Source organism: Macrococcus epidermidis (assembly GCF_003259695.1).
In the GTDB taxonomy this organism is placed as follows: domain Bacteria; phylum Bacillota; class Bacilli; order Staphylococcales; family Staphylococcaceae; genus Macrococcoides; species Macrococcoides epidermidis.
Map to the genome: position 1 here is coordinate 866,081 of NZ_PZJH01000001.1, position 21,373 is coordinate 887,453.

The 21,373-nt window shown below is 32.2% G+C and carries 26 protein-coding genes; 3 read left to right on the forward strand and 23 right to left on the reverse strand.

Annotated elements, in window-relative coordinates; all coding sequences use genetic code 11:
* Positions 1-12: 12 nt before the first annotated feature.
* The 20 genes from BHU61_RS04480 to BHU61_RS04575 all read right to left on the reverse strand — a co-directional run bounded on the left by BHU61_RS04480 (position 13) and on the right by BHU61_RS04575 (position 17,135).
* Entirely contained in the window at positions 13-2,799 is a 2,787-nt protein-coding gene (locus BHU61_RS04480) for a 2-oxoglutarate dehydrogenase E1 component (protein ID WP_111714942.1), read from the reverse strand.
* A gap of 94 nt (positions 2,800-2,893) precedes the next feature.
* Complete coding sequence (locus tag BHU61_RS04485) at positions 2,894-4,270, reverse strand: HAMP domain-containing sensor histidine kinase (RefSeq protein ID WP_111714943.1); 1,377 nt, start codon at positions 4,268-4,270, stop codon at positions 2,894-2,896.
* Positions 4,267-4,947 carry a response regulator transcription factor gene (locus tag BHU61_RS04490; protein ID WP_111714945.1) on the reverse strand — a complete coding sequence of 227 codons (681 nt, stop codon included), beginning with the start codon at positions 4,945-4,947 and terminating at the stop codon, positions 4,267-4,269. Before BHU61_RS04490 ends, BHU61_RS04485 begins: the two co-directional genes overlap by 4 nt.
* Positions 4,948-4,966: 19 nt before the next feature.
* Entirely contained in the window at positions 4,967-5,566 is a 600-nt protein-coding gene (locus BHU61_RS04495) for a GNAT family N-acetyltransferase (RefSeq protein ID WP_096076500.1), read from the reverse strand.
* A gap of 222 nt (positions 5,567-5,788) precedes the next feature.
* Complete coding sequence (locus BHU61_RS04500) at positions 5,789-6,409, reverse strand: phosphatase PAP2 family protein (protein WP_111714947.1); 621 nt, start codon at positions 6,407-6,409, stop codon at positions 5,789-5,791.
* A gap of 10 nt (positions 6,410-6,419) precedes the next feature.
* On the reverse strand, positions 6,420-7,484 hold the full coding sequence (locus tag BHU61_RS04505; protein WP_111714949.1) for an undecaprenyldiphospho-muramoylpentapeptide beta-N-acetylglucosaminyltransferase: 1,065 nt from the start codon (positions 7,482-7,484) through the stop codon (positions 6,420-6,422).
* A gap of 13 nt (positions 7,485-7,497) precedes the next feature.
* Complete coding sequence (locus BHU61_RS04510) at positions 7,498-8,979, reverse strand: S41 family peptidase (protein WP_111714950.1); 1,482 nt, start codon at positions 8,977-8,979, stop codon at positions 7,498-7,500.
* 80 nt (positions 8,980-9,059) lie between these two features.
* Complete coding sequence (locus tag BHU61_RS04515) at positions 9,060-9,281, reverse strand: YozE family protein (protein ID WP_111714952.1); 222 nt, start codon at positions 9,279-9,281, stop codon at positions 9,060-9,062.
* Positions 9,281-9,781: a PTS sugar transporter subunit IIA gene (locus BHU61_RS04520; RefSeq protein WP_111714954.1), complete on the reverse strand. Its 501-nt coding sequence runs from the start codon at positions 9,779-9,781 to the stop codon at positions 9,281-9,283. The genes BHU61_RS04515 and BHU61_RS04520 overlap by 1 nt, the downstream gene beginning before the upstream one ends.
* A gap of 58 nt (positions 9,782-9,839) precedes the next feature.
* Positions 9,840-10,265: a peptide-methionine (R)-S-oxide reductase MsrB gene (msrB, locus tag BHU61_RS04525; protein ID WP_111714955.1), complete on the reverse strand. Its 426-nt coding sequence runs from the start codon at positions 10,263-10,265 to the stop codon at positions 9,840-9,842.
* On the reverse strand, positions 10,258-10,785 hold the full coding sequence (msrA, locus tag BHU61_RS04530; protein ID WP_111714957.1) for a peptide-methionine (S)-S-oxide reductase MsrA: 528 nt from the start codon (positions 10,783-10,785) through the stop codon (positions 10,258-10,260). Before msrA ends, msrB begins: the two co-directional genes overlap by 8 nt.
* A gap of 4 nt (positions 10,786-10,789) precedes the next feature.
* Positions 10,790-11,341, reverse strand: a complete 552-nt coding sequence (locus BHU61_RS04535; RefSeq protein WP_146608859.1) for a DUF2140 family protein — start codon at positions 11,339-11,341, stop codon at positions 10,790-10,792.
* Positions 11,334-12,179: a DegV family protein gene (locus BHU61_RS04540; RefSeq protein WP_111714960.1), complete on the reverse strand. Its 846-nt coding sequence runs from the start codon at positions 12,177-12,179 to the stop codon at positions 11,334-11,336. Before BHU61_RS04540 ends, BHU61_RS04535 begins: the two co-directional genes overlap by 8 nt.
* 21 nt (positions 12,180-12,200) lie before the next feature.
* Positions 12,201-12,920, reverse strand: a complete 720-nt coding sequence (locus BHU61_RS04545) for a lysophospholipid acyltransferase family protein (protein WP_111714962.1) — start codon at positions 12,918-12,920, stop codon at positions 12,201-12,203.
* Complete coding sequence (locus tag BHU61_RS04550; protein WP_111714964.1) at positions 12,917-13,399, reverse strand: dihydrofolate reductase; 483 nt, start codon at positions 13,397-13,399, stop codon at positions 12,917-12,919. Before BHU61_RS04550 ends, BHU61_RS04545 begins: the two co-directional genes overlap by 4 nt.
* Before the next feature lie 8 nt (positions 13,400-13,407).
* A complete protein-coding gene (locus BHU61_RS04555; RefSeq protein WP_111714965.1) occupies positions 13,408-14,361 on the reverse strand; it encodes a thymidylate synthase in 954 nt (317 codons plus the stop codon).
* Between the two features lie 234 nt (positions 14,362-14,595).
* A complete protein-coding gene (locus BHU61_RS04560; protein WP_111714967.1) occupies positions 14,596-15,405 on the reverse strand; it encodes a class I SAM-dependent methyltransferase in 810 nt (269 codons plus the stop codon).
* Positions 15,392-15,826: a BrxA/BrxB family bacilliredoxin gene (locus tag BHU61_RS04565; RefSeq protein WP_111714969.1), complete on the reverse strand. Its 435-nt coding sequence runs from the start codon at positions 15,824-15,826 to the stop codon at positions 15,392-15,394. The genes BHU61_RS04560 and BHU61_RS04565 overlap by 14 nt, the downstream gene beginning before the upstream one ends.
* Before the next feature lie 4 nt (positions 15,827-15,830).
* The gene (locus tag BHU61_RS04570; protein ID WP_111714970.1) at positions 15,831-16,943 is read right to left on the reverse strand and encodes a conserved virulence factor C family protein; all 1,113 of its coding nucleotides are present in this window, start codon (positions 16,941-16,943) and stop codon (positions 15,831-15,833) included.
* A gap of 9 nt (positions 16,944-16,952) precedes the next feature.
* Complete coding sequence (locus tag BHU61_RS04575) at positions 16,953-17,135, reverse strand: zinc-finger domain-containing protein (protein WP_111714972.1); 183 nt, start codon at positions 17,133-17,135, stop codon at positions 16,953-16,955.
* Positions 17,136-17,269: 134 nt separating this feature from the next.
* Here BHU61_RS04575 and BHU61_RS04580 point away from each other — a divergent pair, with 134 nt between their 5' ends.
* Both BHU61_RS04580 and BHU61_RS04585 read left to right on the forward strand, forming a co-directional pair.
* A complete protein-coding gene (locus tag BHU61_RS04580) occupies positions 17,270-17,953 on the forward strand; it encodes a queuosine precursor transporter (protein ID WP_111714973.1) in 684 nt (227 codons plus the stop codon).
* 46 nt (positions 17,954-17,999) lie between these two features.
* The gene (locus BHU61_RS04585; protein WP_111714975.1) at positions 18,000-18,389 is read left to right on the forward strand and encodes a ribonuclease HI family protein; all 390 of its coding nucleotides are present in this window, start codon (positions 18,000-18,002) and stop codon (positions 18,387-18,389) included.
* A gap of 6 nt (positions 18,390-18,395) precedes the next feature.
* Here the strand turns inward: BHU61_RS04585 and BHU61_RS04590 are convergent, their stop codons facing one another.
* Together BHU61_RS04590 and BHU61_RS04595 are read right to left on the reverse strand one after the other, a co-directional pair.
* Positions 18,396-19,181: an HAD family hydrolase gene (locus tag BHU61_RS04590; RefSeq protein WP_111714977.1), complete on the reverse strand. Its 786-nt coding sequence runs from the start codon at positions 19,179-19,181 to the stop codon at positions 18,396-18,398.
* Between the two features lie 30 nt (positions 19,182-19,211).
* Positions 19,212-20,150 carry a Fic family protein gene (locus BHU61_RS04595; RefSeq protein ID WP_111714978.1) on the reverse strand — a complete coding sequence of 313 codons (939 nt, stop codon included), beginning with the start codon at positions 20,148-20,150 and terminating at the stop codon, positions 19,212-19,214.
* A gap of 176 nt (positions 20,151-20,326) precedes the next feature.
* On the opposite strand from BHU61_RS04595, the gene BHU61_RS04600 reads away from it, so the two are divergent.
* Complete coding sequence (locus BHU61_RS04600) at positions 20,327-20,851, forward strand: hypothetical protein (protein ID WP_111714980.1); 525 nt, start codon at positions 20,327-20,329, stop codon at positions 20,849-20,851.
* A gap of 269 nt (positions 20,852-21,120) precedes the next feature.
* Here BHU61_RS04600 and BHU61_RS13355 read toward each other — a convergent pair whose 3' ends face one another.
* The gene (locus tag BHU61_RS13355; RefSeq protein ID WP_170122452.1) at positions 21,121-21,282 is read right to left on the reverse strand and encodes a hypothetical protein; all 162 of its coding nucleotides are present in this window, start codon (positions 21,280-21,282) and stop codon (positions 21,121-21,123) included.
* Between the last annotated feature and the right edge of the window lie 91 nt (positions 21,283-21,373).

Consider the following 21,373-nt stretch of genomic DNA (forward strand, 5'->3'; position numbering starts at 1 on the left):
TTATTTTCCCCCTTATAAGTTTAAAGCTTCATTGATGATTTTTGTTTGAACAAGTTTATGAATCTCATTATCACCTTCAGATGGTGCAGCACGTCGAACACGACCATAGTATTTAACGTTAATTCCTTGTGCCATATCCAGTAATTCTGGATAAATATATTGCCACGCACCTTGATTTTCAGGTTCCTCCTGAACAAATCCGATTTCAGTTAATCCACGTAAATCGTTAATAATTGCTTGAATTTCTTCCTTTGGTAATGGATACAATTGTTCTAATCGAATTAAGTGAATTGTATCATTTGGATTTTTTTGCAATTCAGTGTATAAGTCAATAGCTACTTTCCCACTTGCAATTAACAACTTCTTAACTTTCGTCTTTTTATAACTTTCAGAAATAATAGGTTTAAAGCTACCCTCAGTAAACTTATCCACCGTATCTGCTACGAAGTTATTACGTAATAAACTCTTTGGACTCATTAATACTAGTGGTCGCATCTGTAACGTATTTAAATAATGTGCCTGACGACGTAATAAGTGGAAATAGTTTGCTGTCGAAGTTACATTCGCAACCGTCCAGTTATTTTCACCGGCAAGCTGTAAGAAACGCTCTAAACGTGCAGAAGAGTGTTCCGGACCTTGTCCTTCATATGCGTGAGGTAAAAGCAACGTTAATCCACTACGTTCTCCCCATTTAGCATTTGCACTTGATACAAAATTATCAAAAATCATTTGTGCCATATTAGCAAAATCTCCATACTGAGCTTCCCATACAGCTAATGCATCATTATTTTCAAGATTATAGCCATACTCAAAACCTACAACAGCTGCTTCTGATAACGGAGAATTATGAATATCAAAAGATGCTTTTGCGTCAGAAATGTGTTGTAAAGGTACATATTTATCTCCATTGTTCTCGTCATTTAATACCGCATGACGATGTGCAAATGTTCCTCGCTCCGCATCCTGACCTGTATGTCTTACAGGTTTTCCGTCTTGAATGATTGTTCCATATGCTAAAAGTTCAGCATGTCCCCAGTCAATTAATCCATCTTTAGTAAATGGATCATTTCGACGTTCAAGAATTTTTTGAAGTTTATTAAATACTGTAAATGTCTCTGGAGTATTTAACATTTCTTCATTTAGTTTCTTCAATCGATCAAATGAAACGCCAGTTTCCACACTTTCATAACCTTCTGTCACTTCAACAGGTGCTAGCATTTCACTGTCATTATTTTTAGTACTCTTATCTATTTTATCATGTGCAGCACGCATTTCAGCAGTAACACTTTCAAAAATTGCATTCATTTCATCTTCGGTAATAACACCTTCTGCTACAAGTTCTTTACCGTATTTGATTTCAATACTTGGATGACCTTTTACTTCTTTATATAACATTGGGTTCGTAATTGTTGGTTCATCCATTTCATTATGACCGTAACGACGATAACCTACTAAATCAATTACGAAATCCTTGTTGAATTTTTGACGGAATGCCATTGCAAGTTCAATCGCTTCCATACAAGCTTCGACATCATCAGCATTAACGTGAATAATCGGTAAGTCATAACCTTTCGCAACGTCAGTTGCATACGTAGTGGATCTTGAATCATATGGCTCAGTTGTAAACCCTACACGGTTATTTGTAATAATATGCAGCGAACCACCAACAGAGTATCCATCTAAATTGCTTAAATTCATACTCTCAAAGTTAATACCTTGACCAGGAAATGCTGCGTCTCCATGAATTAAAACTGCTAATGCTTTATTGAAATCCTGTTCAGGTTTATTCACATCAGTAGTTATTTCCTGAACTGCACGTGTCTTACCTAAAACGACAGGTGCCACAATTTCTAAGTGAGATGGATTATTTGCAAGTGACACGATTTGTTCGTTACCATATTTTGTCGTTGTCTTTTTACCACCTAAGTGATATTTAACATCACTTGTCCAACCTTTAGTGACCACTAACGAACCATCTTCCGGCAAAAATTTCATAGGGTCGGTATGCATAAACTCAGATAACATCATTTCGTACGGCTTTTCTAAAATGTGTGTTAATACATTTAAACGACCTCGGTGTGCCATACCTATTTCAATATTTTTGATGTTTTCTTTGTTTCCAATACGCAATACTTGCTCTAACATTGGTACTAAAGCATCTACACCTTCAATAGAGAAACGTTTTGCTCCTACAAAATTTTTATGGATATATTTTTCAAAGCCTTCAACGTGTGCAAGACTCTTTAATAGATTAATCTTTTCATCTTTACTTAATTGATGATGCTCACGTGATTCGATTTGTTCAATTAACCATTCACGTTCATAAGCATCATTTATATGTGAAATTTCAAAACCAATTGTACTTTGATAAGCCGCTTGTAGATGAATGATTGCTTCTAATGCATTGGCAAATTTTTGAGCATATTGATCAGAAATAAGACCAGCTGGCAAAGATTTCAAATCTTCTTCTGACAGATTAAAATCCTCAAGCGATAATGCTGGCAAATTTTCTCTCTGTGGACGGTATAATGGATATATATCAGCTGTAAGATGCCCATACAATCTAATATTATCGATTAACTTTAACACACGCTTAACTTTTTCAGTATCGGCATTACCTGCACTAGTTGCATTGCCTGATTGTGCTGATTGCCCCCCCTGAATACTTGAAAATAAAACTTGTAACTCATCAGATACCGACGATGGATCCACTAGATATTGATCGAACATGTCTAAAAGAATACCTAAGTTCGTTCCAAATCTAGGTGGTGCTTCATCTAGGTTTTTACCTTTTGTCATGGTTCCACCCTCCATTTAATTAAATAAAACGTTTACATAGCTATTTTAACAAAGCAAAGCACGAAATTAAAGGGGAAAAACATATCTTTGTGAATTATATTGTACGTATCGGGAATTGTATAATAACTTTTGTAAATTGATTGACTTCACTTTCTATCTTCACTTGTCCTTTATATGTTTCGATTAACTTTTTAGCGATCGATAAACCCAAACCATTTCCACCTTTACTTCTTGCTCTTGATTTATCAACACGATAAAAACGATCAAATATATTCGGAATATCTTCTTTTGGAATACCTTCTCCATTATCGATAATTTCAATCTGAACTAATTTATTCTTCAAAGAGGTACGAAGTACAATATGTTTATTAATCTGATCATATTTCATCGCATTATCCAGAAAAATCAGTAAAATTTGTTCAAAATGAAAACGATTGATATTCAGCTTAATCTGTTCATGAGTTGAATGATATTCAAACATATAATCGTCTTTTAACTGTTGTATGGAATGAATTCTACCTTGAATTTCTGCATTGATATCAATATTTTCAATCTGCTTTGTTTCTAATAAATTTGAGTCTTTCGATAATAATAACAATTCTTCTACAAGTTTATTAATACGATTCATCTCCTCCAATGAGATAGAGAGAGATTCTTCTAATATTTCGGGATTATTTTTCCCCCATCTTTGTATGAGATTTAAATGACCATTAACAATCTGTAGTGGTGTACGAAGCTCATGACTTGCATCTTCTACAAATTGTTTCTGCTGTTCAAAGCTTGATTCCAGCTGACTCATCATCTCATTAAATGTGTCAATCATATCATCCGTTTCATAGTAACTCGTAGAGACTTGCAGTTTATTTTGAAAACCATCTCTTTTAATTTGATTCATCTTACTCGAAAGTCTTCGAATAGGCTTTGTAATCTGATTAGAAAATAAAAAACTGATTAAAGCCGTCATAAATAAAGCTGTAAGCCCAAAAAAACTACACAGCAATATAAGAAATTGCATCACATTAAAGTAATCATCCAGAGAACGTGCAACGGTAATATAGCCGTTATAATGTTCGTTGTGAAATGGCGTTGACATTAATAAGAATTGTCTTTCTCCAATTTTTTTCTGAACAAGACTGCGTTCATTTGTCTTTATAACTGGTAGATTAAAGTCGTAACTAGAATTCGTACTGACATCATAAATACTATTTCCATCAAGATTATACAAAAATACTTTTTCATTTTTATTGATTGCACGGTAAATATCTGACTGTGTCACTTCGCCAGTCGTTTTTTCTTCAAATAGATTAGAAATATCCGTGACACTTTTCCTTAGATCTTCTACTTCCTGCTCTTTTTGGTATGTACTGATTAAAAATATTATGAATAGGCTAAAAATCATAAAAATGATAAATGTCAGTGTCGTTGTTAAGACAGTCCATTTAGAGCGTAATGATTGTGATTTCGTATTCATCGTATGACATAACCTACGCCGCGGACGGTTTCTATCAGCTTATGATATTGAAATGGTTTAAGTTTATTTCTTAAATATCTTATGTACACATCAACTACATTTGTCTCAACTTCACTTTCATAACCCCAGACACTTGTCAGAATCTGTTCTCTAGTCAATACATGTTTTTTATTCTCTACAAGTAGCTTAAGCAGTTCAAATTCAGTCTTTGTTAATTCAAGTACTTTTTCGTCAATCGAAACTGAGAATGCATCAAGATTGATCTTCATTTGATCAATTTGTAAGATATTTTCTTCAACAATATCATTCTTCGGTTGCTGTTGACGACGTAAAATCACCCTTATTCTCGCAAGTAACTCTTCTATATCAAAAGGTTTTACGATATAATCATCTGCACCATAATCCAAACCAATGACTTTATCGTAAGTATCACCTTTCGCTGTAATTATAATTACTGGAGTATCTTTCACTTTTCTAAGTTTCCTACATACTTCTAAGCCATTAATTTTAGGTAGCATTAAATCCAAAAGTATACAGTCATAGTCATTTCTTATTGCTTCTTCAAGTCCAGCTTCACCATCATAAACGACACCGACATCATAACTTTCATGCATCAATTCTAACTGAATAAAACGGGCTAAATTTTCTTCATCTTCTATAATTAAAATACTATGCAAATCACCAACTCCTAAAAAGCTATTTCTTGTTGTATTTCTCCTGAATTTGTTTAATATTTTCTTTCACATCTGGCCATTCATCATCAATGATTGAATAAATAATTAAATTTCTTCTCACACCATCTAGATTACGTTCTTTACGAATAACACCTTCTTTTTGAAAACCTAATCGTTCTATCGCTCTATTAGAACGTTCATTGCGCTCATCTGCTCTAATTTGAACACGTACCATATTTAATGTTTCAAAACAGAATTCCAATAGTAAAAACTTACTATCTGTATTAACATAAGTTTTTTGTGCTTTCACACCAAACCAGGTCGTTCCAATTTCACAACTATCATTATCATAATCTATCTCTTTTATTCGCGTAGAACCAACTACTTCATTTGTTTCTTTCATTACGACGATAAAAGGAATAGATTTCATCTTTTCTCTTAAATGCACCGCGTCAATGACCCATTGTTCCATTAAATCCATATCTGTCGCTTTAAATAACATATAACTCCAAATTGATTCATGGTTGATTTCATGAAGATCTTTCGCATGTTCAATTTGCATCGGTATTAATTTAATTCTTTCATTCTCTAACACGACAGATTCAAATACGTTAATTGTCACTGTGGCACCTTCTTTTTCTGTGATATAGCAAAATCATATCAAGAAATTAAGAAAATTCATATGTTTATGATTAAAATTTACAAAGAAATAAAAATCAACACAAAAAACTCCTGACTGGGCAAAGTCAGGAGTGTATGGGCAAAATATTGGGGGGTTAATTGAAAATGTTCTACTAGAGGGGGAACTCTTCAATTGAGAACCATTTTCAATAACTATTATACCTTATTGAGAACGATTGTCAATTACTTTATGCAAAATTGTTTGAGATAAAAGAATACAAACAATACCACCTACAATTCCGGCAATGATATCTGTCGGATAATGAACACCTAGATAGACTCTACTTGAAGAAATCATGATAATTGTAAACACACATAATCCAATCAAATATGGTTTTAACTTACGATCACTTTTACTAAAAAGATATGCGAGGCTTCCAAAAAATGCGGTTGACCCCATTGCATGACCACTCGGGAAGCTAAATCCAGTAATATCGATTAGACGAAGTAAAGTTGGACGTTCTCTATCGAAAATATTCTTTAATAAAGGATTTAATGTACCTGATAGAATCATAGATAGTGCAAAAAATAACGCTTCTATCTTTAATTTTTTCAGCATAAGATATGCAACTACTAGTAAACTTAATGCTATCATTGCCCAGACTTCACCCACTTTAGTAAATCCGAGCATGATAGACGTTGTAATAAAACTTTCAGAAGAATATATAAATTCATATACTTCATTATCAATCCATTTACCTAGTCTTGATTCATGGAAAAAAGCTATTACGCCAAAAATAAAACTAAATATTAAAATTAAGGTAATTCTTCTCGCTCTCGACATATTATCTCTCCTACTTGGCATCAAATATAATTTTTTCTAAAAGGGTTTCTGCTGTATATGTAACCTGTTCAGCATGCATTTTATTTTTTATTTCAGAATAATTTTTTTCTACTTTTTCAATCGTATTGATTATATTCTGACTATTTAATTCAGATTCATGTAAAACTTCTGCAAAACCTTTAGATTTAAAAATCTTGGCATTTTCAATTTGATCGCCTCGGCTTTGATCTAAACCGAGTGGAATTAATATCATCGGTTTCTTTAATGCTAAAAATTCATAAAGTGCGTTTGAACCAGCACGTGAAATCATAATATCTGTAATTTTGTAAAGATGCATTAACTCTTCAGAGACAAATTCTCTCTGATAATAACCATTTTTTTGAATTGAAATATCTAGATTACCACGACCCACAAGATGTATAATTTGATATTTTTTTAATAAAATATCTAAATTATCTCGTACAACTTGATTAATAATCTTAGAACCAAGTGAACCACCCATAATCATAAGTACTTTCTTATCACGATTAAATTGTGTGATTTGATAAGCTTTTAAAGCGTCTCCAGAAAATAAATCATCGCGAATAATACCGCCAACATAATCAGATTTTTCTCTAGGAACATATTTTAAAGTTTCTTCAAATGTCGTATAGAATCTATTCGCGAACTTTAATGCTAATTTATTAGCGAGTCCTGGTGTTACATCAGATTCATGGATAATAGTTTTAATATTAAGCATTTTTGCAGCAATTGTAACAGGAACAGCAACAAATCCACCTTTTGAAAATACTATATCCGGTTTTTCTCTTTTTAAAACACGCAATGCATCTAATACGCCTTTTTGAACTTTAAAGATATCCTTAAGATTTTCAGCAGAGATATATCTGCGTAATTTTCCACTCGAGATGCCATAATATTTAACGTTTGGAAATCGTTTTGTAATTTCATCTTTTTCTATCCCATTTTTAGAACCGATATATATACATTCAATCCTCTGCGCTTCTGCTTTAGGAATTAAAGCCATGTTAACAGCGACATGACCAATCGTTCCCCCACCCGTAAATGCAATTTTCATTCTTTTCACTCCATTATTTTGATTTTGCTTCTTTTATTGCTGTTTTTAATTGTGTATCATCAGTCTGAACTTTTTTCATTAATAATTCAGTAAACTTTTCAGTTGTTTTGCCACTGAATTGACCATTGATCGTTAAATCTTTGTCTGTCTGGAAATCAATAATTGCTTGTTCAGTCTTGCTATCAAATACAGTGTCTATTTTACCAGGATTATACCCTAGAGCTTTTAGTCCTAACTCTAAAGATTTAATATTATTACCTTTTTCACCAAGACTCAGCACTGTATCTGGATCTAATATTTGCGCATTCGTATATGCAGGTAATTTTGCTTCAACATCTGGTACAATTCCTTTTTTATGAATCCAGTTCTCTTTAGGCGTTAACCATTTCATTTGTGTATATTTCAACCTCGATTTATCTTTATAAGGCGTTGCAGTCTGAACGATACCTTTACCAAATGATTTCGTTCCAACAATTTCTGATTTATCATTTTCACGCATTGCTTCAGCAAATACTTCTGAAGCACTCGCCGAACCTTCATTAAGCAGGATCACTGTTTTCAAATCCTTTGTGATTGGATTGGCAGGATTTTTCGCTGTCAGATTCTTTTTATCACCTTGTTTATTTTCTGTATATAAAATGGTATCACCTTTATCAAGAAACTCATTCGCCATCTTAGTAGCTTCATCCAGATAACCACCAGGATTATTGCGTAAATCAATGACTAAACGTTTCATACCTTTTTCATGCATGTTTTTCAGCGCATCATGAAATTCTGTTGAAGTTTTTTCCTGGAATTTTGTCACTGTAATAATAGCAGTTTTATCTTTTGTAATTTTTGAAGTAACACTGTTCATATGGATTTTATCACGTGTTATCGTTACTTTAAATGGATCCTGTGACCCACGTTTAATGGTTAAAACGACATCTGTTCCCTTTTTACCACGTATTTTATTGACAACTTGCTGTGTATTCCATCCTTCAATGGTCTTACCATTAATTGCTAAGATGATATCATTTGGTTTAATACCTGCCTTATATGCTGGTGCACCCTTAATCGGACTTGAGATTAAGATTTTTCCATCCTTTTGTTCAACTTCTGCTCCAATACCTTGAAAATCACCTTGCATCGATTCAGAAAATTCACTTTGTTCTTTTTCTGTCATATATTCACTATAAGGATCTTTTAATCCACTAACCATCCCTTTAATAGCTGCATCGACGAGGTCTTCTTTTTTTACATCTTTATAGTAATCCTGGTTTAAAGTATCATAAACATGATAAAGTTTTACAAATTCACTACGTTTCGGAGAATCATCTGTAATGATTTTTTCATTGCCACTTAAGATTGAGAATGCAGTAATCGCAGCAGTAATGATGATTGTCGACACAATCATCATTATAAATTTAAAAGGGGAAATCACGTAATTTCTTTTTATCTTTTTGTCATTTTCTTCATTTGATTGATCAAAATCATTTTTGTCATGGTTCAACATATTTCACATCCAATTAATTTAAGTTTATTTCAATAGTATATAAAAAAACAAAAAATAAAGCACGTATCAAATGATACATGCTAAAAATTTAACCATTCCTGATATGCTTCGTACATTTTATCAAATGTAGAAAGTGACATATCAGAAGAACCATATTCTTCTATATATGTTGACAATTTTTCAAAATCAAGATTTTCTTTAGGAAACATTAAATCATTGAATACAGCTTCAGCAAAAATACCAAATTCATTTTTTGCACCGCGTTCAGTTAATGCGTAATGATAAAAAGAACTTTGCTTCATTATTTTACTTCAACTGATAAAACAGTTGTTTCACCACGAGCTAATAAATCACTATTTAATGTATCCAATTGATTAATCACATCAGAATTTGTAATGATAACTGGTGAAATAATAGATGAAGCTTTTTCTTGAATTAAATTAATATCAAAATCTAATAACGCATCACCAACTTTTACTTTATCGCCAGCACTTACTAAAGCGTCAAATCCTTCTCCGTTCATTGCAACAGTTTCTAAACCAACATGGATAAGTACTTCCAGACCATTATTTGCTTTAATACCAATAGCATGTTTTGTTGGGAATACATTGACGATTTCCCCATCTATTGGGGATACAACTTTGCCTTCCGAAGGTTCAATACCAAAACCTTCACCCATCATCTTTTGTGCAAACACAGGATCAGGTATATTTTCAATCGCTACATACTTACCTGTAATCGGCGCCTTAATTTCAATTTTTTTTGAAGCTTCTTCACCTTTACCAAACATTTTTTTGAACATAATAATTCCTCCAATACAAATTTATTTTGTTAATTATGTTTATCATACCCAATAAATATTAATCTAATACTTTTATATACTCAGAATAACCTAATGCTTCTAATTTCTCGTATGGTATAAATTGAATACTTGCTGAATTAATACAGTATCTTAATCCACCTTTATCTTTTGGACCATCGTTAAATACATGACCAAGATGAATATCACTAAGTTCAGTTCTGACCTCTGTTCGTGTCATTCCGAAAGACTTATCGACTAATTCAATAATCTCTTCATCACTTATTGCTTTTGAAAAAGATGGCCATCCACAAGAAGAATCAAATTTATCATTTGAAGTAAATAGCGGTTTTCCGCTCACTTTATCCACATATATCCCTTTTTCAAAATGATTCCAGTATTCATTTTCAAATGGTGGCTCAGTACCATTTTGCTTCGTAACGTAATATTCCATTTCATTTAGTTCATTGATATCTTTTTTAAGCATCCTGTTCACCCCAGTGTGATTTAATAAATCCTTTTCGTCCAGAACCCTCACTGTACGCAGCATAATGTGAAGGTGCTTTTTTATAATAATCCTGATGATATGCTTCTGCAGGATAAAAATTTTTATACGGTATTATTGGTGTAGATACCGGTTTTTTAAATATTTTAGCTTCATTTAACTTTTGAATCACTGTTTCTGCGATTTGTTTTTGTTCATCGTTATGAATAAAAATTGCTGGTGTATAACTTTCGCCTCTATCAAAGAATTGTCCTTCGTTATCAGTAGGATCAAAAGTTTTAAAGTATATATCCAGAATTTCCTGGTAACTTATAATATTTTCATCATAAGAGATTTGAACTGCTTCACGGTGACCAGTAGTATTTGTACAAACCGCTTCGTAAGTAGGATTTTCTACGTGTCCACCACTATACCCACTCACTACAGACATGATACCATTAAACTGGTGAAATGGTTTAACCATACACCAAAAGCATCCACCTGCTAAAGTTGCTAATGCCATCCAATCACTCCTTTATTTTTAAATCGAAGTGCCACGCTTTCTCATTATCAATTTTTTTCAGTAAAATTTTTGTATCGCCAACTTCTTGTATACCTAGAGTATAGATGAAACGCTTATTTTCTTCATCCAATGTGACTTCTTTAGGCAAATCACCATATTTATCAACAATACGCAAAGCTTTTTGTTTTGATAAAGGTAGACGTCCGATGTCTATACGCTCTATATTTAAAGCAAGAACCCCAGGTGCAATAACTTTTGGCGTTGTTTTTATTTTAGTTTGTACATCTAAAGTCATAAATTTTGATTTAGCATCAATCCAAATGAAGTGATCTTTTAATTTAATCTTTGTATTTTTATCATCCATTGTAATAAAATGCTTGATGGTTTTTTCCGATAAAATCATCTGATCCTTTGAACCCATCTCAAATGAAGGTATAGCTTTAATTTGAAAAGGTTCAGAAAATATTTGTCTTGCCCAAAATATTGAATAAATATTTATGCACAATAATAAAATAAACAAAATAAACCAAACAGGATGTTTTATCGCTTTAGTCATTATATCCAAATACCGACAATCCTATTGCACCCGGCCCAGTATGCGTTGATACAATTGGCGTTGTAGTATTAACAGAAATTTTCTCGTCTGTGTATTGTTCAATAGAAGCTTTAATTTTCTCTAATAGTTCCATTGCATCCGCTTGTGAAATACCAATACGTAAATATTTATAGTCATCAGCCATTTTTGCAACTTCTTTCGTCAATAATTTTACGACTGCATTTTGTGTGCGGGCATTTTGTATCACTTGTATCTCTCCATCAATTACTTCTGCTACCGGTTTTAAATTCATCAATCCACCTATAAATCCCTTACCACGAGAGATACGTCCGCCTTTTCTTAAGTAATCAAGTTGACTAATTACCAAAAATAAGCGAGATTGATGCTTCATCGTATCAATAGCAGCTACGATTTCATCCATTGATTTATGTTTGATGATAAGTTCGGCCACATTTTGAATGATAAATCCATATGATTGCGCAATAAACCCACTATCAACAACAGTCACTTTACCATTCACCATACCTGCAGCTGTTTGTGCACTTCCTACAGTACCACTTAATCGATGCGTCATATGTAGGCTTAATATTTCATAACCTTCCTCTATATATTTTTCATAAATTTCAGCAAACTTTCCTGTAGGCGGCTGACTTGTTTTAGGAATATCCTTTAAAGTAACGAGTTGTTTCAAATATTCCTCAGATGTAATTTCTTCCTGATCTAAATATGTCTTGCCATCCATCACAATATTTAAAGGCACCTGTACAATGCCATGGTCATCTAAATATTGCTGAGGTAAATCATGTGTTGAATCTACTATCAATTTTATTTTACTCATTTTATCCCTCGATATCTGTTGTTATTTTATTACTGATTCTATACGCTCATGTACAAGATTAGCAACTTCCTGTAAAGAATAACGATCGAATATTTCTGGTTCAATTGCATCTAATATCGTGACATCAACCTGACCAGGTACAATTCTTTTACTATTATATTTTTCCATCAGTTCAGAAGTACCTTTAATAGCTATAGGAACGATTGCTACTCCAGCACTTTTTGCAAGTTTGAATGATCCCGCTTTAAACTCTGCCATACCATTCCCCTTACTACGCGTACCTTCAGGGAAAATCATAATACTATGTCCTGCTTTTAATGATGCGACCCCATCTCGAATCATTTGAATTGATGAACGACGATCCGTCCTATCGAGATAGATACAATTTAATAAATCCATCCACTTATGTAAAAATGGAATTTTCTTCACTTCCACTTTTGAGACGAACCCAAATGGTTTATTGATGGCATAAATTAGCACAGGAATATCAAAATTACCTTCATGGTTTGAAATAAATAACACACCATTTTCTGGATAATTTTGATTGCCGTGAATATTTACTTTTACGCCGGCTGTTCTTAATATTTTACTGGCCCATCTTTTCGGATATTGATTTGTTACTAAATCTTGTTCAGCAACAGTATCATATTGGGTTAATGAATTTTTTACACCGTTTAATTTTGGCGTGACTAAAGCTGCATACCCAATGATTGTCCCTATCGTTCTTATTAATCTAATCATTTTTCTTTCCTCACTAAATGCATAAAATGATGCGGTACAAGATTCTTTTCATCGAGTATACCTTCTTCAATCGATTCTACTGTGAAATCCTCGAAAGTATATTCCGGAAAAAAAGCATCACCTGGATGTTTATTCTCGATTACAGTAATGTACATATCTTCAACCATATCGATTGTTTGTTCATATAAATTTTGTCCGCCAAATATATATACATGACCTTCTAATGCTTTGATTTCTTCTAGTGAATGAATAACATCTGCATCATTAGGTTTAAATGATTCATCACGCGTAATGACTACATTGCGTCGATTTGGTAAAGCTTTACCTAATGATTCATAAGTCTTTCTACCCATAACAATCGTGTTCCCAGTTGTTAATGTTTTTACGCGTTTTAAATCATTCGGCAAATGCCATGGCATTTTATTTTCAAAGCCAATAACTCTATTTTGATCGTGACAAACAATAATTGATAACATAATAATTCTCCTTATACTGCAATAGGTGCTTTTATCGCTGGATGTGCTTGATAATTGATTACTTCTAAATCTTCATATTCAATGTCGAAGATTGACTTATCGGTATTAATATTTAATGTAGGTGGTTCAAAAGACTCTCTTGATAGCTGTTCATTTACAGCATCGATATGATTTGAGTAGATATGGGCATCACCAAATGTGTGCACAAACTCACCAACTTCAAGATTGCATTCTTTAGCGATTAGGTGTGTTAATAAACTATAACTAGCGATATTGAAAGGCACACCTAAGAATATGTCTGCACTTCGTTGATATAACTGACATGATAATTTATTATCTTGAACATAGAACTGAAACATCGTATGACATGGGGGTAACGCCATCGTGTCTATCTCTCCTGGATTCCAGGCAGAGATAATATGGCGTCTACTCGTTGGATTATTTTTTATTCCTTCAATTACTTCCATAAGCTGGTCAGTCGAACCATTCTTCGTTTCGAAATTACGCCACTGCTTACCGTAAACATTGCCTAAATCTCCATATTTTTTACTAAAAGCATTATCATTTAAAATTTTATCTTTAAAAATTTTAAGTTGTTTTTTATATGCTTCATTAAAATTTTCATCAACAAGTGCACGATGTCCGAAGTTCGTCATGTCCGGACCATTATAATCGTCGCTTTCAATCCATTTTAAGAATGCCCATTCATTCCATATGTTATTGTTATATTCCAGTAGATACTTGATATTTGTATCACCTCTCATAAACCATATAAGCTCCGTTGCGATAAGCTTAAAAGAAACTTTTTTTGTTGTTAACAAAGGAAATCCTTTTGATAAATCAAAGCGCATCTGATGACCGAAGACAGAAAGCGTTCCCGTGTTTGTACGATCATCTTTATTTTTACCAGTCTCTAAAACTCTTCTACACAAATCGTGATAAGCTTGATCGAATGAATTCATCAAGTCACCTCTTTCTATTTTTTCTTATATACTTTATAATACATTTATATACCAATTAATTAAAGAATTAGATATTAGAGATTTAAATTCTAGGGGTGAAATATATGGGCGCAGATATGATGGTCGTTTCAGGTTTATTTTTATTATTATGCTATATGATCAGCATGTGTATAACTGAATAATTGATACATCATAAAAAGGCTTCGAATTTACGAAGCCTTTTTATTGTGCAATGATTTATATATATCGATAACCATAATGTGTCTTCGTTTGTTTTCTAACATTCATAGTAAACTGATAATCACGAATTAAACTGGATTTAAAATGCGCGCGCAGTATAACTTTCCCTCTGAAATGCTCAAATATCGTATTTAATAGCTTACGATCACTTTCAATATCATAGGTCACGACTTTAACTAAAGAAGCAATGTTAGACGTCACAACAGTTTCTTCATACATTGGATCTAAATAGATAACATGTGCCTGATTCAGTATACCGATATGATTTACAACACTGCCATAAATAAAATGTATGCGCGATATATCTAGTTTGTTTTTCTCTAAAACATTGAAATAGAAATGCACGCCCCATTTTATTGCAAAATGAATATAGAAATTGTCTTCAAATGCATAAAATATGCTGTTTTCCATCGTTAGAGCCATTAAGATTAAATCATTTGCCATTCCAGTTGTGGCATCGATGATGATGTCAGTATTGATAGAATCATCCTGAATAAGTTCAATAAGAGGAGGTACATGATTGCCGGTAACATAAGCTTTATACTTAACGCGTGTGGTATTTTCATGATAAAAAATCTTATTTTCATCAGAAGTATATAATACAACGCCTGTTTGTTGAATTACCATTACAGGTGTTGTATCTTCTTCAAATAAATTTTTAATGGTTAGCTTCTTTCTTTCAATAACTTCATAGTTTACATCTGAATATGTCTTAACATCAGTTACAATACATTTCAAATAATTCAATATTAAACGATTCGGTTTAACGCATGTTGTAATACGCAGTTTAATTTTAGCAGTGGTCATCAAAATATTCTTTAATATCCATACAAATTTCTTCTACCGGTCGTCCTTCGATATGTTCTCTGGGAATAAAACCAACTAATGATTGTCCTTTAAATAATGCCATAGAAGGACTTGACGGTGCTTGTGCTACGTATTCACGCATTTTATCTGTCGCTTCACGGTCCTGACCTGCAAATACTGTAACTAAGTGATCAGGTTTCTTGTCATTTTGTGTAGCTACTGTAACAGCTGCCGGGCGTGCTAATCCTGCTGCACATCCACATACCGAATTAATAACAACAAAAGTTGTTTCATCTTCTTTCACTTGATTAAAATAACCTTCAACCGCTTCACTTGTTTCTAAAGATTCAAAACCATGATTCGTTAATTCACTTCTCATTCCATTCGCAAGTGATTTCATATAATCTTCATAAGCATTCATTTCATTATTCTCCTTTGTTACGGTTAGCAATTTGTTTCCAAACGGAACCAACAGCTGCTTCACCATTTTTAATTCGTTCGTAAGCCATCTGTACTTGAAGTTTGACATCAAATGCAGAATCTTCTAAATGTTGCTCTAAATAAGTTAAACTACTTTCATCACCTTCGTCAAAGATAAACATCGCTGCACGCCATCTGACAATTGGATGTTTATCATTTAATGCTGCATGCATTATTGGTAAACTTTCTTTAAACCCAAGATCACTAAGTGTATCTCCAGCTGTACGACGCACAGTTAAATTATTATCATTCATTGCTTTATGCAAAGCAGGTAATACTTTTCTATCTTCTATCATACCTAAAAATACGACAGCAAGACGCCTAATCTGAGGCTTGTCATCTAGTAGCACAGCTTCAAAAAATGGCAGATCAGATAAGTCTGGATTCGGATAATGATCTATCTTTCGATAACGCTCCTGCCAATCTTCAATCGTATTATATTCATCCAAAGTAATTTTTTCTAATTTCTTGGATGTATCTATATACTGATTTGCTTTACCTTTTGCAATATATTCTGTCAGAACATCATTAGGAAATTTAGCATCAATTTCTTCTTTAATAGATTGGATGATTTCATCTTTCTCACCATATCTTACACCGTAATCAATCCATTTACGGAGTAAAATAACATTATCATCATCATTTTGTGCAGCTAGCATCGCATCGATAAATCTTACATCCAGTTGTTTACGTGATTCTCCATCTTTATCTGTAACTTTTATTTGATAAGGAATGCTTTTAAATTCTAGTACTTCAACTTTCTTTTCACCATTATCCACTGTTATTTCTTGCTGAACATCAATCTCTTCTTCAAAAACAGATTTAATTTGTGGTAGTACCACTTCCCAATCCGACTTCGGCGTTTTATCAACAGAAATAAAATCCATAACATGAAAAACTGATTTTACATCTTCTATTTGAAGTAATGCATTGATAAATGCGGGATTAGTTTCATGTATTGTTGAATATGTATTGCTTTTCATATCTTCTTTTTTATAATCAAGTGTTATCTTTAATGTGTTAGGACTTGGTGTTGGTTCGATTTTTATGATTCTCATAATAGCTCCTTACTGCAATATATTGCCGAGTTGTTTTATTTCAATACCTACAGAACATTTCTTTATACAATAGTGATGTGCGTAAGTTTTGCCATACGCTTTGCGGTGGTATGATTTAAGCTTACATCCTTCACAATAATGATCCGTTAAAGTATCGATTTGTTTTAAAGTCACTTTTTGTTGCAGGTTCATTATCTCACCTCAAAAAATAGTATATCAAAACTGCAAAAAAATTGATGCTCATTTGTTTCCTAATTGATAACTTGCAAATTCCACAGATACACTCTATAATACATAAGTTGAATTTTTATAGAAAGAGGTTTGCTATGAGTAATGAGTTATGGGCAGCAGCTGCCTTTTTGTTAACGTTTTTATGTATGGTACTCATGTACCGTTTTTTTGGAAAGGAAGGGTTATTTGTATGGGTAGCAATCGGTACAGTGATTGCAAATATTCAAGTAACAAAGTCTGTTGAGTTATTTGGTATTACTGCAACTTTAGGGAATGTCCTATTTGCGTCAATCTATTTAGCAACAGATATTTTAAATGACAGATATGGCCGTAAAGTAGCAAAAAAAGCGGTATGGTTAGGATTTGCATCAGCTATTATCTTGACGATATTAATGACGATATCCTTACAATTTACACCTACAGAGACAGATATCGCACAAAAAAGCATGCAGACGTTATTTGGTGTCGTACCTAGAATCGTATTAGGATCAATCATTGCATATATTATCGGACAATATGTAGATGTTTACTTATTTAATTTAATCAAAAAATATTTTTCATCAGAGAAAACATTTATTGTACGTGCATATGGAAGTACAATATTCAGTTCAATTGTAGATACTGCATTATTTTCTTTAATTGCATTTACCGGTTTAATGCCTAATAATATTGTTATTGAAATCTTTATAACGACTTATTTATTTAAATTAGCTTCAACAATTTTAAACATTCCTTTCGGTTACTGGGCAAAAAGTTATCATAAAACAGATAACTTATAATCGTTTTGCGAGATTTAATAAAAAAATAGGAACATGAGGTATAAATATGGCTCAAATATTTATTGATGCATCAACAAAGCAGAATCCACTTCATAGCGCATGTGGTATTGTTCTCAAACTTGATGATAAGACGATTGAATATGGAGAATATTTAGGTGATGTAGATAATCATATAGCCGAATGGCAAAGTCTAATTATCGGCATGAAGCTTGCTTTAACCAATGATTGTAAAACTTTACTGATAAAAAGTGACGCCAAAATTGTTGTAGATTCTATTGATAAAAATTACGTGAAGCAACCTCTGTTTAAACCTTATTTACAGGAGTATCTTCAGTTGCAACCAAACTTTGATTTAATAATTATTAACTGGATACCTAGACATCAGAATAAACATGCAGATGCTATAGCAAGAAGAACTTTGCAGCAATATTTATAATTTTGCTCAAAGTTCTTCTTTTAATATTTTCTCCATTGTAATTAACACACCATTTTCGTCATTACTCGGTATTTCATACTTTGCGATTGATTTAACTTTGTCATTTCCGTTTGCCATTGCAAAAGAATTTTTTGTAAGTTTTAGCATTTCAATATCATTATCACTATCACCAAAGACATATAAATCTTGCATATTTGCAACCAATATATTCAACACCTTTTTAATTGCGACAGCTTTATTTGTACCTTTATGAATGATGTCGATACAATTAAAACCACTATAGACTGCAATGCTTGACTGGCATAAAGCATTTAACTGAGCAATCAACTCTTTCATATCACCTTTTATTTCAATTGTGATTTTAGTAATATCATTCATTTCATTCATTTCATTCAAATTATTTATAATTAAATCGTTATAATAATTCTGCATTCGACTGATAAATTGTTCGCCAGCTAATTTGTTTACATAAGATTTTTCTAACGTACTTGTTACATAAGAATAAATATTATTATAATTTAAATACTTTAAAATCCGATAAATATCAGTGTTATCGAGAAATTGCGTATCTATAATTTTATCATCAAACGCAATGACTGCACCATTAGAGCCAATATAGTATATATCTTTTTGTCTAAAGAATGTTTTGAGATGAGAAATAGTATTGCTACTTGCTACTAACAACTTAAATTCATCTTTATATTCTGTATTTAATCTTTCGAAAAATTTCTTATCATAATTATTATCACTATCTAGAAACGTGCCATCCATATCCACTGCAAATACTTTCATAAACTCATCCTTATTCACGTGAAACAATCATTATTTCAATTTATATTGTGTAGATTTTCCTTGTCCAACTTTAACAATAAAGTCTTCTTTTTGAAGTTGTACTAATGCCCGTTCAATTGTTTTACGACTAATATCTGCGAGCATAATCTCTAGATCTTTACGCGCAATCGGTTCAAAGGATCTATTTAAAACATTAAGTACTCTATACTGCGGCGTTATTTTCTCATCTAACATTAACTGGAAATTAAAGTCCAATGATTCATAGGACGCCAGTATTTTATAAAAATAATAATTCATAAAATCCTGTATATCTTCAAAAGGAAAATAATCAACATTCTTTTTCTTTAATTTTTTATTATTACCTACGATATCTTCATAAATCAGTTTATCGATACTTTGATACTGAGTAACTAAAATATTTGATTTATATAATAACAAATTCAATAATAATCGGGAAAATAAAAGCGTTTTATTAGCAAACAGATTAGACTGAATAAATTCAAACACAAATTGAAATATCTCGATTAGTATATTTGTATGTGGCAGATCTATTACATTATTATAATGTAAACATAATTGCTCGATAGTCTCTCTTTGTGTTTCAGAAGATTTTGATATCGATTCTTCATCTCCCATTGACATCTCTAAATACATCGCACAAATTGATTCATAATTGATGTCAATAAATTCATAATCCTCTACAATATATAACAATGCATCTCTAAATCCACATATCTGCGCTTCTATTTCATTATTAAATGATTTTTTAAACTGTAGTATCTGTAATAACTTTGTATCAGATACAGAATATCCTGATAAAGCACAACCATATTTCACATTGTGATATATGCCTGAAAATTTAAGTTTCTCCAATGTGGCAGTATTATATTGTAAATAAATAATTTGTTTACCTTTGAACTCATGAATTTTAGTCATTAAATTCACAATATTCGAGTTATATCCAACCATATATACACCTCTTTATCAGTCATTTTATATCATTTGACTGATAAAATAAAGAATATTAAATAAATTTAAGTTATTTCAAAAACTTTTAAATCAATAACATTTATAAGGATATTGCTTTATTATTCCAAATGGATATTATATAATATTTCCACTACTAAAAAATGGAGGCTTTTCTTATGACTGCTTTAACTATCCAGCAAGCAATATTCATCTCAAGTAAATTACGTGCTCAACTTGATAATGCAACAGAAAAATTCAGAACAGAGTTTCGCGTTCCGATCGCATTAAATAATAAAAGTATTGTTACAGAAGAAAAGAATGCGTCGGTCCATGAAACAATAGGCTTAATTGAGAGTTTAAAGTCTGATATCTCCAATTTAAAAACAGCCGTACATAGAGCGAACTGTAATGCTCAGATTGAATTTGAAGATAAATTATACACGCCATCAGAACTCCTGGAGTCTCTTAAAATCGAAAGAAACATCGTCAACATGCTTGAAGATAACATTTCATTTGGATATGGACAGGAGCGAATTAAAGCAGTCGCTGGTGTTGGAATCGTTGAAGAAGGTATTGTCGATGAGCTCTACGTTCGTAGCTACATAGAGCAATTAGAATCCTCTGCTAACAATAAATCAATGTTAATCGATCGTTTTAATAATGAGTATACAATAGAAGTTGCGTTGAATAATCAAATATAATTATCTAATTTTGATATCATATAATAAGTTTAATCATATTCAATTAATCTATTTCTGGTAGAAAGTACTATTTAGTCATCGAATGGAGCCGCTTTTCGTTTTACTTAACATTTACGTCTTACGTATACGAAGATTACGGAACTCAATTTGTGATCATTTAACTTTCGATGGGTGTAAACCAAAAACGCAGAATAGCTCGTTTTGCCTTTCAACTATTCAAAAGAGGATTAGACACTGTCTAATCCTCTTTCTTCATAAAATTTCATTGATTAATAATTACCTGGACACCAGATTCGACCATTTGGACAAGGTTTTGTCGTTGGTCTTTCAGTAGTTGGTTGTTCAGTTGTTGGTGTAGTTACAGTATTTTCGACTTCAACGAATTTGATATTTTGACCTTTATCAGATGGTACTTTAAAAGAATTCTGCACATCAAATACTACTGAACCTCCTGGAGCTAATGCAGATGGTAAATTTGTAATATGTCTTCAATTGTCACAAATAACAAAACCCTCTATGCAT